The sequence below is a fragment of the Pseudomonas sp. BN505 genome, from assembly GCF_029873175.1.
Lineage (GTDB): Bacteria > Pseudomonadota > Gammaproteobacteria > Pseudomonadales > Pseudomonadaceae > Aquipseudomonas > Aquipseudomonas putida.
In genome coordinates this window covers 104,911-116,766 of sequence record NZ_SSOI01000063.1, presented here as the reverse complement: position 1 = coordinate 116,766, position 11,856 = coordinate 104,911, and the positions used below count along the sequence as shown (strand labels likewise).

The window sequence follows — 11,856 nt, the reverse complement described above, 5'->3', positions numbered from 1 at the left end:
GTTCTACACACTCGCGCCAGCAGCGTACTCGTTACTGAACAGACGATCAACAGCCCTCGGGCAGGCTGAAGCGCCGCCGACCACCGGCCTGCAGGCCATCGACCCAGGCCTCGCAGATAATCACGCCCTGCTCGGGGGTGAAGGTGCCGGGGTTGAGCCCCGACTCCAGCCACAGGCCATCGAGCAGGGCACTGAGGCTGATGGCCGCGAGGTCGGCATCGAAGCCCTGCCAGCCCTCCTGCGTGGCCAACTCGGCCAGCAACCGGCTCAGCTCCTTGCGGTACTCGCCATAGGAATGATCATGCACCTGGTTGATCGCATCGGCCGTCTTGACCGCGCCCCAGAAGGCCAGCCAGGCGTCGAGCAGCTGCGGGTCGAGCAACTCTGCGCAAAACGAGGCGCGGAAAAACGCCGACAGCCGCTCCCGGGCATTGGGCGCAGCCTGCGCCATGGCGTCACGCAGCAGCCCCATCACCCGGCCGGTGACGGCCAGGTAGGCTTCGGCCACCAGTTCATCCTTGCCGGCGTAGTGGTGGCTGATCAGCCCGACCGAGACCCCGGCCTCGGCCGAAATCTTGCGGATCGAAGCCCCTTGGAATCCGTGGCGTTTGAGGCACACCAAGGTCGCTTCGACCAGGTTGGCCTTGCGCAATTCCGGCAGCATGCGGTGGTAGCGGGCTTCCTGGCTCATCAAGGGTTCTCGGTTCAGGGGCTGGACTGAACGACTGTACAACAAGCCGGACTGCGTGATAAACCCTTGGCACACTTACCCACAACAACAAAAACGGCTGCCATGAACGACCTGATCACACGCGAGCTGGACCAAGGCCTGCTGACCCTGGCCTTCAACCGCCCCGACAAGCTCAATGCCCTGAACACTGCCATGTACCAGCAACTGGGCGACTTGTTGCTGGCGGCGGGCGAAGACCCCGGTGTCGATGCCATCATCATCACCGGTGGCCCCCACTGCTTCAGCGCTGGCAATGACCTGCGCGACTTTCTGGACAACCCGCCCACCAACCTGGATAGCCCCGTGTTCCGCCTGATGCGGGTGGTCATGGGCCTGGACAAGCCGCTGATTGCGGCAGTCAGTGGCGCCGCAATCGGCATTGGCGCCACCTTGCTGCTGCATTGTGACCAGGTGCTGGTCAGCCGCTCGACCAAGTTGCGCATGCCTTTCGCACCGTTGGGGGTGTGCCCGGAATTTGGCTCCAGCCTGTTGCTGCCACGCTTGCTTGGCCAGGCCCGCGCCGCTGGCCTGCTGCTGGGTAACGTGTTGCTGGATGGCGAACAGGCGGTGGCCTGGGGCCTGGCCAATGAGCTGCATGAAGATGGCGAACAGTGCCTGGCCGCAGCGCGCAAGCTGGCGCGGCAGCTGCAAACCTACCCGCAGGCGGCGCTGCGCATCAGCAAGCGGCTGATGAAGGACAGCCAGCGGGCAGAGCTGAAGGCCACGGTGGCGCGGGAAAGCCAGTTGTTTATCGAGTGCTTGCGCACCGAAGAAGCACGCGCCGTGTTACGGCGGCTGATCAAAGATTAAATGGTCTGGCGCGCCCCCTGTAGGAGCGGCCTTGCGTCGCGAAAGGGGTGCGAAGCGCCCCCAGGATCTGCGCCTCGCCTCAGAATCGCCGGGGCCGCTTTGCGGCCCGTTCGCGACGCAAGGCCGCTCCTACAAGGGTCGCGTGATGACGGCTATAGGCCCTAGTAGCCAGTCATCTCCAGATACCCGCGCCCACCCGCACTCCCGCTCAACCGCACCGGCCCTTCCCAGTACGGGAACCGCGTATCCATCCAGGCCCGTGGTTCCACCGCCTGGACCTGCACATTCACCCCATGCGCCGGCACCTGCACCCGCCAGCGCGTCGGTACCTGCTTGCCATTCTTCTGCTCGGCCCAGGCCAGGGCCTGCAACTGCACCTGCGCGCCTTGTAGCGCTAACACTTCACCTTGCGGGCCAACCCACGTGCCGGCGCGGTAGGCATCGCCCTCAGCCTGACGCACCTGGAACACCATCAGCTTGGCACCACTGTCCAGGTGCAGCGAAAACCAGTCCCACCCGGTTTGCCCGGCCGCCAGCGGCTGGCTGCTCCATTCCCGGTCCAGCCAGGCCTGGCCGGTGACCGCGATGCACATGCCATCACGTTCCACTTCCCCGCGCACACTGTAAAACGGCTGGCTGTAATAGTAAGAGGCCTGCCCCTTGCCGGATTTCTCGCTGTAACCCTGATCGCCGTGCAGCACCAGGGGCCGATCACTGTCCAAACGCAAGTCGTAGCGAAAACCTTCACCCCCGGCGACCATTTGCAGGCTTTCGATACCCCCCCTGCCCTGCAACGACCAATCATTGATCCACGCCCGGAAAGGCTGGGCCTGCACACCGGCCTGGCCAATACCGCCGCGCGCCAGGGTTTCGCCAGACTGGTGACCACCCGGCCCGGTCAGGGCCGCGTGCCCCATCCACAGGTTGGGGCTGTTCCAGTCGGTGGTTTCACGGCCGGGGCGCAGGGCCGAGCGGAACAGGGTCCACTGCGCGCCCCAGTCACGCCCTTGGGCGTCCTTGAGGTTGGCGGTGATGTACCACCATTCGATGCGAAAGCCATCGTGCGCGCCGTGGTCACGCGGGAATGCCAGGCGATGCGCGCGGGCCACCTGGCTGAAACCGTCTGCCTGCTGCCCCAGCCCGGCATAGCCTTGCGGCGCCGGCGGATCACAAGCGCATAGCAGGGCGCATAGCAACAGCAAGGCGTTACGCTTCATCGGCAAACGGCCTCAACAGTTCGCGGGGCTGGCGGCGCGCCAGTTGCCACAGCGGCCAGGCGCAGGCCAACAGACTGGTGAACAACCCCAAGGCGGCCAGTTGCAGCAGCTGCACGGGGAATACGTAAAGCGGCAGGCGCCAGCCGAACGCCTGCACGTTGACCACCGCCACCAGGCACCATGCCAGCAACACCCCCAACGGGATTGCCAGCAGTACCGTGAAACTGCTCAGCATCAGTGTCTGCCCCAAGCTCAGCCACACCAGTTGCCTGCGCTGCACACCCAACGCCCACAGGGGCGCCAGCTGGCTCAGCCGCGTCTGGCCCAGCGTCAGCAGGTTGATGAACAGCGCCACGCCGGCCACGCCAAGCGTGAGGCTGTTGAGCGCGGCAGTGGCGGCAAAGGTGCGGTTGAACACCTCGGTAGACCAGCGTTTCAGGCGCGCCTGCTCCACTACGCGGCTCTCGTCCAAGGCGAAGTGCTGCTGCAACGCAGCCTTGATGACGGGCAATTGTTCAGCGGGCAGATCAACGCTCAACCCGGTCAGCGTGGCCTGTGGCCATTGCTTGCGCAACCAGCTGGCATTGACCAGCACGTGCCCCTTGGGGTTACCGTAATCGGCATAGATCCCCACCACTGTCATCGCCTCTGAAGGCAGCGCCAGGCGGTCGCCCAGTTGCACCCTCAGGCGCCTGGCCAGCTGTTCGCTGAGCATCACCGCATGCCCGCCGGCCAACGCTTCCCAGGCGTGAGGCTGCTCCTGCAGCAACGGCCAACGCTTCAGGTAGCCCGGGTGATCGACGATCCCCTGAAGCTGCACCGGCCAGCCCTGCAACTGCGTTTCTACGCGCCAGCCGGGCAGCACCACACTGGCTGCCGATTGCTGCCCTAGCCATTGCGCAATTTCCAGACCTTGGGCTGTATCCCGAGGGCTGACGTACAGGTCGGCAGACAGGCGCAGGTCCAGCCAGCCGACAAAGGTCTTGCGAAAGCCTTCGGTCATGCTGCCCACGCCGACACTGGCAGCCAGCGCCAGCAACAGTGCCATCAGCGCCAAACTCAGTGCCGGCAGTTGCTGGCGGCTATCGGCGACGAACCATTGCGCCAAAGGCCGCCGGCAATACCGCGTCAGCAAGGCCAGAGCCCGGTCGAGCAAGGCCGGCAACAACAGCGCCGCCGCCAGCAACAGCCCAGCCAGCATGGCAAACGCGCTGGCCAGGCGGTTACCCAGCACGCCACAGCCCAAGGCCAGCAGCAACAGGACGCCCGCTATGCAAGCCTGGCGCCTCAACCATGGCCCCTGCGCCAGCCGCCAAGCCTGAGGCTGCGCCAACGCCAGCAATGGCAACCGGGCTGCACGCAACACGCTGCCCAGCCCTGCCAGCAATGCCCCCAACACACTCACAAGCACCCCCACCAGCCACCACCACGCCGGCAGGCTCAGGGTACCGGCAACTTGGGCGCCGTACAGGCCGCGCAAACTGGCTGCCACATCGGGCAACAACCACGCGGCCAGCACATACCCGCTGGCAACGCCGGCCAGCCCGCCCAGGACGGCGAACAGACCCAGCTCTAGCATCAGGGCACACAGCAGGGTGTTCAAGCTGACGCCACAGGCGCGCAGATTGCGGATCAATCCACGCCGCTGTTCTAGCGCCAGACCGATTGCGGCATGGGCGATAAACAGGCCTACGACGAACGCCAGCAGGCCGAGAGCAGTCAGGTTGAGGTGAAAGCTCTCAGTCAGCCGCTGCAACCCGCCGTCGTCCTGTTGCGGTTGCAGTTCGAGGTAAACCGCAATATCAGCAGGCAGCGGCCCTGGCTTGCCGGCCACCAGCAATCGCGACAACTGCCCAGGCGCGTGCAGCAACTGCTGGGCATGGCCGATATCGACCACGATCACGCCGGGCGCCAAGGCAGGCTGCAGGATCATGGGTGGGAGCAGTTGCCCTTCGCTGTCGCGCACCGCGGCCCCAAGCTCTGCGCCCAGTTGCCGCAAGGTGTCTGGCCCGGCCCACGCTTGCCCGGGCGTGCCGATGAACGCCTGCACATCGAATGCTTGCGGCTGCACACCGGCAATGCTGCTGGCCGGCGGCAGGCTCAAAGGGTCGATGCCCAGCAGGCGCACGCTGCGCGCGGGCTCCCCAGGCAAGCGCAAGCGCCCTTCCAGCACGGGCGTTACTGGCCAACCCTGCTTGCGCAATTGCACGTAAAGCCCTTGGTCGAAGCGCTCACCGTTGCGCGGCACTAGCTGCGCCTGCAGCGGCCCGGCCAGCACGGCACTGGCCCGGGCGTAGTCGCTGCGTGCCTGGCTGTTCAGCGCCTGCACGCCCGTCCACAGCGCCGTGGCCAGCCACAGCCCGGTGAAGATGCTGGAAAACTGCACACGATGACGCCGCCAATGGCTGAACAACGCCAACAGGGCCAGCGACAAAAGCCTCATCACCCAAACTCTGGCTGAACGCGACCGGCCTGCAGCTGGCAACGCCGCTGCAAGCGTGCCGCCAGCCGGGGGCTGTGGGTCACCATCAACACACCGCTGCCGGCCTCGGCGACCAGTTGCAGCAACAGGCTCAGCACCTCATCACTGCTGGCTTCGTCAAGGCTGCCGGTGGGTTCGTCGGCCAGCAGCCAGGCCGGGCGCCCAGCCAAGGCGCGGCCGATGGCGACCCGTTGCTGCTGGCCACCGGACAACTGCTCAGGGTAGCGCGCCAGCAAACCTGCCAAGCCCAACTGCTCTGCCAGGTAAGCCACCCATTGTGGGTCATGCCTGCCAGCCAGCCTGGCCTGAAAGGCCAGGTTCGCCGCCACGTCCAGGCTGCTGATCAGGTTGTATTGCTGGAACACCAGGCCAATGCCCTCCCGCCGCCACTGCGCCAGCGACGCCTCCGAACGGCCGTCGAGCGGGACGCCATCGATCAGGATACGGCCGCTGTCGGCACGGTCCAGGCCGGCAATAAGGTGCAGCAACGTGCTCTTGCCGCTGCCCGATTCGCCCATCAGCGCCAGGCTGCTACCGCGTGCCAGGCGCAGGTCCACGCCCTGCAGGACAGGGAGCGGGCCTTGGGGGGTGGGGAATGATTTGTGGAGCTGTTCGATGGCGAGCATCGACGGGCCTTTATGGTGTGCGTCTGCTTAGTAATAGCAGGTCCGAACCGCAGGGGCGCACAGTCACCCCAGCCGCAGTTCTGTTTTCTTCCCTCCATGATTCATCCTGGGCTGACGTAGCGCCTACAGCAGATGCAGAACCACCGCGCCTAGCAAAACGAAACTCACGCCCAACAACTGCCCTGCCGTCAACCGCTCTTTATAGAACACATAGCCAAGCATGGCCGCCACCCCACCAGAAAGCGTACTAATAACAGTTACAACGGCAATCGAACCCTCAAGCACCCCAAATGAAAACGCTGCGAAACCACCCAAATTAAAAAGACTGGCACCGCTCAAGGCGCCATAATCTTTTAAGGTCAAATTGTTACCCCCTCGAAAATTACGATACATAAGCAACAGAAACAGAGCGCCCACGCAGTAGTTCAACCAGAGCATGTTGATTGGGCCTACAGCGGGCAGCGCATATTTACCTTGGACCCAGAAACTGACGCCGTAAAAACCAGCGGCCAGCAGCGCAAAAATAATTGCCTGCCCCTCGCGTCGGTTTAAGCGAGACGCGGGATTGCTGTGCCCCAGGCCCACAGCCATCACACCAAATGCGCAGATGGCGATCCCAATAAACTGATAGGCAGTCAAGCGTTCGCCCCCTGCCCAAGCCAAGATTGTTGTGACGACACCGTAGGACGTGACCACTGGCGCAACAATTGCGGTGCGTCCCTCAGTTAACGCTTTGGCCAGTGAGAGAGCGCCGAGTAGCGTGAACACCGCCGCGACAAGACAGAGGATCATGGTTTCTGTACTGATTGCGACAATCGAATTGAGGCTGCTCGATTGCAAAGCAAAAATACTCAGAACCACCAGCCCCAATACTTGACTGTAGAGCACTGAACGCCTGATACCAAGCGACCTGCCATTTACGCTCACCAAATAATCTGTACCCCCCCAACATATGGCTGCCACCAAGCCCATCAACACATCCACTTCAACACCCCTTTATTGTATTCAGCGAGCCTCACTTCGCTTACACCTATTATGTTTGCGAGCACTTCATTCAATAAGCCGCTTGATGGCACTGTCAATGGCGTGTATTGCAACTAAGCGTGACGAGAGTCATCACGCAGGAATCATCTGACACTAGGAGGATCCTTTAGCCTACAAGAAATCTAATAATGCTTAGGTTACTTGTGTCATCGACATAACTCGCAACCAAATGACACAGGCGCCGCCCGTGTTCGCGGGCAAGCCTGCTCCTACAGAGGGGGGCAGCCGTTGCCTTTTGACCAAGCCACACGTCCACCCGCCTTCAAGACCTGCCGCTGAAACCGCCCCATCTCCTACCGACAGTGACCTGACGAATTGACGACAATGGATCCATGGCGCGTTCGATAACCGCACATGACTCGCAATTCTCATGCGTAATGTGTTGACCTCGCTCCAACACCAAAGCTCTAATGGATCCATTAAATAAAAACAAAACCCTGGAGAGCCCCCATGTACCCCAAAAACACCTGGTACGTCGCCTGCACCCCCGACGAGATAGCCGCCAAGCCCCTTGGCCGGCAGATCTGCGGCGAGAAGATCGTGTTCTACCGCGCCCAAGAGAACAAAGTGGCCGCCGTCGAGGACTTCTGCCCCCACCGTGGCGCGCCGTTGTCGTTGGGCTATGTCGAGGACGGCAACCTGGTGTGTGGCTACCACGGCCTGGTGATGGGTTGCGACGGCAAGACCGTATCGATGCCGGGCCAGCGGGTGCGTGGCTTTCCCTGCAACAAGACCTTTGCGGCCGTCGAACGCTATGGCTTCATCTGGGTCTGGCCCGGCGACCAGGCACAGGCCGACCCCGCGCTGATCCCGCACCTTGAATGGGCGGTGAATGATGAGTGGGCATACGGCGGCGGGCTGTTCCACATTGGTTGTGACTACCGGCTGATGATCGACAACCTGATGGACCTCACCCACGAAACCTACGTGCATGCCTCCAGCATCGGCCAGAAGGAAATCGACGAGGCGCCGCCAGTCACCACCGTCACCGGCGACGAGGTGGTTACCTCCCGGCACATGGAGAACATCATGGCCCCGCCCTTCTGGCGCATGGCCCTGCGTGGCAACGGCCTGGCCGACGATGTGCCAGTGGATCGCTGGCAGATCTGCCGCTTCACTCCGCCCAGCCATGTGCTGATCGAAGTGGGCGTAGCCCATGCCGGAAAGGGCGGCTACCACGCCGAGGCCCAGCACAAGGCGTCGAGCATCGTGGTGGATTTCATCACCCCGGAAACCGACACCTCGATCTGGTACTTCTGGGGCATGGCGCGCAACTTCGCCGCGCACGACCAGACCCTGACCGACAACATTCGTGAAGGCCAGGGCAAGATTTTCAGCGAAGACCTGGAGATGCTCGAACGCCAGCAACAGAACTTGCTGGCATACCCCGAGCGCAATCTGCTGAAGCTGAACATCGATGCTGGCGGGGTGCAGTCGCGCAAGGTGCTGGAGCGGATCATCACCAAAGAACGTGCGCCGCAGCCGCAACTGATCGCTACCAGCGCCACCCCTGCCTAAGGAACAGCCGACATGATCGATGCCGTTGTGGTATCCCGTAACGATGAAGCGCAAGGTATTTGCAGCTTCGAGCTGGCGGCGGCGGATGGCAGCCTGCTGCCGGCGTTCAGCGCTGGCGCGCATATCGACGTGCACTTGCCCGATGGGCTGGTGCGCCAGTATTCGCTGTGCAATCACCCCGAAGAGCGCCACCGCTACCTGATTGGCGTGCTCAACGACCCGGCTTCGCGGGGCGGCTCACGCAGCCTGCATGAGCAGGTGCAGGCCGGCGCACGGCTGCGCATCAGCGCGCCGCGCAACTTGTTCCCGCTGGCCGAGGGCGCGCAGCGCAGCCTGCTGTTTGCCGGTGGCATCGGCATTACCCCGATCCTGTGCATGGCCGAGCAGTTGTCCCACAGCGGCCATGATTTCGAGCTGCACTACTGTGCCCGCTCCAGCGAGCGTGCGGCCTTTGTCGAGCGCATTCGCAACGCACCGTTCGCTGACCGCCTGTTCGTGCACTTTGACGAGCAACCGGAGACCGCACTGGATATCGCCCAGGTGCTGGGCAACCCGCAAGAGGATGTGCACCTGTATGTTTGCGGGCCCGGCGGGTTCATGCAGCATGTGCTGGACAGCGCCAAGGGGCTGGGCTGGCAGGAGGCCAACCTGCACCGCGAGTACTTTGCCGCGGCGCCAGTGGATGCCAGCAACGATGGCAGTTTCTCGGTGCAGGTGGGCAGCACGGGGCAAGTATTTGAGGTGCCAGCCGACCAGACCGTGGCCCAGGTGCTGGAACAGCACGGTATCGAGATTGCAATGTCGTGCGAGCAGGGTATTTGCGGCACCTGCCTGACCCGCGTGCTGCAGGGCACGCCGGACCACCGCGACATGTTCCTCACCGAAGAGGAGCAGGCGCTGAACGATCAGTTCACGCCCTGCTGCTCGCGCTCGAAAACGCCGTTGCTGGTGCTGGATATCTGAGCCGGTTTACGACGAGGGCAGGATAACCTTCATGCGCGCGTCTGCCGTTGCCCCGCCAAAGGTCTCGGCGTAGCGCAGGGTGGCATTGGCGTGCTCGCGCATGATCGCTTCGGCGCGGGCACCCTGGCGGTTGCTCAGGGCGTCGAACACCGCGTGGTGCTGCATGTGGGCGAAGTTGAAGCGCCGGTATTCGCGGGCCAGGTCATGGCGGTCCACCGCCAGTGCGGTGACCGACGCGAACGGCAGGTGGTCGTTGCGCGCCAGGGCATCGGCGATGGCCGGGTTGTTGCTGGCTTCGATGATCACCTGGTGAAAGCGCATGTTCAGGTCGTGGTAGGCCTGCAGGTCGTCTTCGGTCACGAAGCCCTTGTCGAATAGCTGATCGCCATCGACCAGACACTGTTGCAGCGCCGCACGTGCTGACGCTGACAAGCCACGCTCTGCGGCTTGGCGAGCGGCCAACCCCTCCAGCACGCCGCGTACCTCGACCGCGCCAGCGATATCATCGGCGCTGACCGAGCGCACCTGAAACCCCCGGCCGCCAAAGCGCACCAGCAGGCCTTCCTGCTCAAGGGTACGAAACGCCATGCGCACCGGCATGCGTGAGACGCCGAACAGTTCGGCGGTAGGAACTTCCATCAGGCGCTCGCCGGCCGCCAGCTCGCCCGAGGCGATCATCTTGCGCAACGCAACCAGCACCATTTGACCGGGTTTGCTCATCCAGGCTACTTCCAGGGGCATGAGCGGGCATCTTAGCGCAAGCCGAGGGGTTGCTGCAGGCCTGTTCGGAGTGCACCCCACAAGGCTGAGAAAGATGTGTTTGCGGGTTCACCCGCGAAGCAGGCAACGCTGCGCCTGGCACCGGCTTCGCCGGTGTTCGCGGCTAAAGCCGCTCCCACAGTGATCGCACTAGCGCTTAGGTGCTATGCAAGGCAGTTGCCCCGACAGGTACTGCATAAACCTGAAGCCTGCGCGATACCTGTGGGAGCGGGTTTACCCGCGAAGAATCCAGCGCGGTGGATGGCACCGGCTCCGCCGGTGTTCGCGGGCATGCCCGCTCCCACAGTGATTGCACTGGCTTTCAGGTGTTGTGCAAGACAGTTGCCCCGACAGGTATTGCATAAGCCTGAAGCCTGCGCGAACCTGTAGGACCGTGCTCACCGGGCATATTGCTGCTTACAGCGTCAGCGGGTAGCTGACGATCAGGCGCGTCTGGTCGAAATCGCTGTTGAAGCTGCGCCGGTTGGTGGCGTTGTTCAGGCGGATGTTGAGGTTCTTCAACGCCCCGCTCTGGAACGTGTAGTTCACCTCGGTATCACGCTCCCACTCCTTGCCATTGCTGCCCGCCGCCGTGGTGGCATTTTCGCCATGCCCGTAACGCACCATGGCCAATAGCCCAGGCACACCCAGCGCGGCAAAGTTGTAGTCGTAGCGCACTTGCCACGAGCGCTCGTCGGCGTTGCTGAAGTTGCCGTTGAACATGTCGTTGCCCAAGGTGCGCCCGCTGCTGCCGTACACCGACATCCACTGGCTGTCGCCACTCACTTTCTGCAACCCCACGTACAGCGTGTGACCACTGTGCGAAGCTGACAGCAAGGCGTAGCCCGTGCGGCTCTGGATATCGCCGATGCGCGCCTGGCCGTCATCACGGTCGATGAAGTAACCCAGGTTGGCCCCCAGCGTCCACTCGCCCACTCGCTGGCTGTGCAGCAGGTTGAAGTAGCTTTGCTGGTATATGTCTTCCAACTGCGAATGCCACGCGCCGATCAGGGTGCGCTGCTGGTTGAAGCGGTACTCGGCGCCGGCGTAGTTGAAGCCGTCCGAGGTGACCCCGGGCGCGGCCCAGGCAGAGAGGTCCTGCATATCGGACGAGTTGCGCAGGCTGACCTCGCGGTACTGGCCGGCTTGCAGGCTCAGGCCTTCGATTTCCCGCGAGTCGAACATGGCGCCACGGAAGGTCTGCGGCAGCAGGCGGCCATCGTCGTAGCGCAGCAGCGGGATATCCGGCAGCAGTTCACCCACCTTCAGCTCGGTCGATGAAATACGCAGCTTGGCCGCCAGCCCTGCGCGGCCATAGTTGTCGGCCGCACGCCCGTCGTCGTGCACCGGCAGCAGTTCGGAACCGCTGGTACCGCGGCCACTGTCCAGCTTCATGCCAAACATGGCGATGCCGTCCAGGCCCACACCGATCAGCCCCGGGGTGTAGCCGGAGCTGAACTTGAAGATGAAGCCCTGGGCCCATTCTTCGACTTTGCTCTTGGCCGCCCCCGGGTCACGGAAATCGCGGTTGAAGTAGTAGTTGCGCAGCGTCAGCCCGGCCTTGGCATCTTCAAGGAAGCCCCCCTCCCCGGCCCAGGCCGGCAAACCCAGGCCAAGCGCCAGCGAAACCGCCAGGGCCGAACGGGCAAGGGTGCAGTGTGTGTGCATCATTATTATTGTTCTCCGCGTTACTTGGGCGCAGCCACC

At 63.3% G+C, this 11,856-nt stretch carries 10 protein-coding genes; 3 read left to right on the top strand and 7 right to left on the bottom strand.

The features are described from left to right. Positions 1 to 46: 46 nt before the first annotated feature. On the bottom strand, positions 47 to 691 hold the full coding sequence (locus tag E8E78_RS20080) for a TetR family transcriptional regulator C-terminal domain-containing protein (protein WP_016487575.1): 645 nt from the start codon (positions 689 to 691) through the stop codon (positions 47 to 49). Between the two features lie 102 nt (positions 692 to 793). On the opposite strand from E8E78_RS20080, the gene E8E78_RS20075 reads away from it, so the two are divergent. Then, complete coding sequence (locus E8E78_RS20075) at positions 794 to 1,540, top strand: enoyl-CoA hydratase (RefSeq protein ID WP_049273040.1); 747 nt, start codon at positions 794 to 796, stop codon at positions 1,538 to 1,540. 161 nt (positions 1,541 to 1,701) lie between these two features. On the opposite strand, the gene E8E78_RS20070 is transcribed toward E8E78_RS20075, so the two are convergent. The 4 genes from E8E78_RS20070 to E8E78_RS20055 form a co-directional block, all read right to left on the bottom strand. Further along, the gene (locus E8E78_RS20070; protein ID WP_059396289.1) at positions 1,702 to 2,757 is read right to left on the bottom strand and encodes a lipocalin-like domain-containing protein; all 1,056 of its coding nucleotides are present in this window, start codon (positions 2,755 to 2,757) and stop codon (positions 1,702 to 1,704) included. Then, positions 2,747 to 5,200 carry an FtsX-like permease family protein gene (locus E8E78_RS20065; protein ID WP_059396290.1) on the bottom strand — a complete coding sequence of 818 codons (2,454 nt, stop codon included), beginning with the start codon at positions 5,198 to 5,200 and terminating at the stop codon, positions 2,747 to 2,749. Before E8E78_RS20065 ends, E8E78_RS20070 begins: the two co-directional genes overlap by 11 nt. Next, positions 5,200 to 5,865: an ABC transporter ATP-binding protein gene (locus tag E8E78_RS20060; protein ID WP_059396291.1), complete on the bottom strand. Its 666-nt coding sequence runs from the start codon at positions 5,863 to 5,865 to the stop codon at positions 5,200 to 5,202. The genes E8E78_RS20065 and E8E78_RS20060 overlap by 1 nt, the downstream gene beginning before the upstream one ends. Positions 5,866 to 5,988: 123 nt before the next feature. Beyond that, positions 5,989 to 6,849 carry a DMT family transporter gene (locus E8E78_RS20055; protein ID WP_059396292.1) on the bottom strand — a complete coding sequence of 287 codons (861 nt, stop codon included), beginning with the start codon at positions 6,847 to 6,849 and terminating at the stop codon, positions 5,989 to 5,991. A 510-nt stretch (positions 6,850 to 7,359) separates the two neighbouring features. Here E8E78_RS20055 and E8E78_RS20050 point away from each other — a divergent pair. Both E8E78_RS20050 and E8E78_RS20045 read left to right on the top strand, forming a co-directional pair. After that, positions 7,360 to 8,427 carry an aromatic ring-hydroxylating dioxygenase subunit alpha gene (locus E8E78_RS20050; protein WP_059396337.1) on the top strand — a complete coding sequence of 356 codons (1,068 nt, stop codon included), beginning with the start codon at positions 7,360 to 7,362 and terminating at the stop codon, positions 8,425 to 8,427. A gap of 12 nt (positions 8,428 to 8,439) precedes the next feature. Beyond that, positions 8,440 to 9,390, top strand: coding sequence for a PDR/VanB family oxidoreductase (locus E8E78_RS20045; protein WP_059396336.1), 951 nt, complete (start codon positions 8,440 to 8,442; stop codon positions 9,388 to 9,390). 6 nt (positions 9,391 to 9,396) lie between these two features. Here E8E78_RS20045 and E8E78_RS20040 read toward each other — a convergent pair whose 3' ends face one another. Further along, the gene (locus tag E8E78_RS20040; protein ID WP_059396335.1) at positions 9,397 to 10,110 is read right to left on the bottom strand and encodes a GntR family transcriptional regulator; all 714 of its coding nucleotides are present in this window, start codon (positions 10,108 to 10,110) and stop codon (positions 9,397 to 9,399) included. A 456-nt stretch (positions 10,111 to 10,566) separates the two neighbouring features. Next, positions 10,567 to 11,820: an OprD family porin gene (locus E8E78_RS20035; protein WP_016499169.1), complete on the bottom strand. Its 1,254-nt coding sequence runs from the start codon at positions 11,818 to 11,820 to the stop codon at positions 10,567 to 10,569. Positions 11,821 to 11,856: the final 36 nt, after the last annotated feature.

Excerpts from the sequence above, each read along its gene's own strand:
- E8E78_RS20080 (WP_016487575.1), bottom strand. The coding sequence starts at position 691 with ATGAGCCAGGAAGCCCGCTACCACCGCATGCTGCCGGAATTGCGCAAG.
- E8E78_RS20075 (WP_049273040.1), top strand. The coding sequence starts at position 794 with ATGAACGACCTGATCACACGCGAGCTGGACCAAGGCCTGCTGACCCTG.
- E8E78_RS20070 (WP_059396289.1), bottom strand. The coding sequence starts at position 2,757 with ATGAAGCGTAACGCCTTGCTGTTGCTATGCGCCCTGCTATGCGCTTGT.
- E8E78_RS20065 (WP_059396290.1), bottom strand. The coding sequence starts at position 5,200 with ATGAGGCTTTTGTCGCTGGCCCTGTTGGCGTTGTTCAGCCATTGGCGG.
- E8E78_RS20060 (WP_059396291.1), bottom strand. The coding sequence starts at position 5,865 with ATGCTCGCCATCGAACAGCTCCACAAATCATTCCCCACCCCCCAAGGC.
- E8E78_RS20050 (WP_059396337.1), top strand. The coding sequence starts at position 7,360 with ATGTACCCCAAAAACACCTGGTACGTCGCCTGCACCCCCGACGAGATA.
- E8E78_RS20045 (WP_059396336.1), top strand. The coding sequence starts at position 8,440 with ATGATCGATGCCGTTGTGGTATCCCGTAACGATGAAGCGCAAGGTATT.
- E8E78_RS20040 (WP_059396335.1), bottom strand. The coding sequence starts at position 10,110 with ATGAGCAAACCCGGTCAAATGGTGCTGGTTGCGTTGCGCAAGATGATC.
- E8E78_RS20035 (WP_016499169.1), bottom strand. The coding sequence starts at position 11,820 with ATGATGCACACACACTGCACCCTTGCCCGTTCGGCCCTGGCGGTTTCG.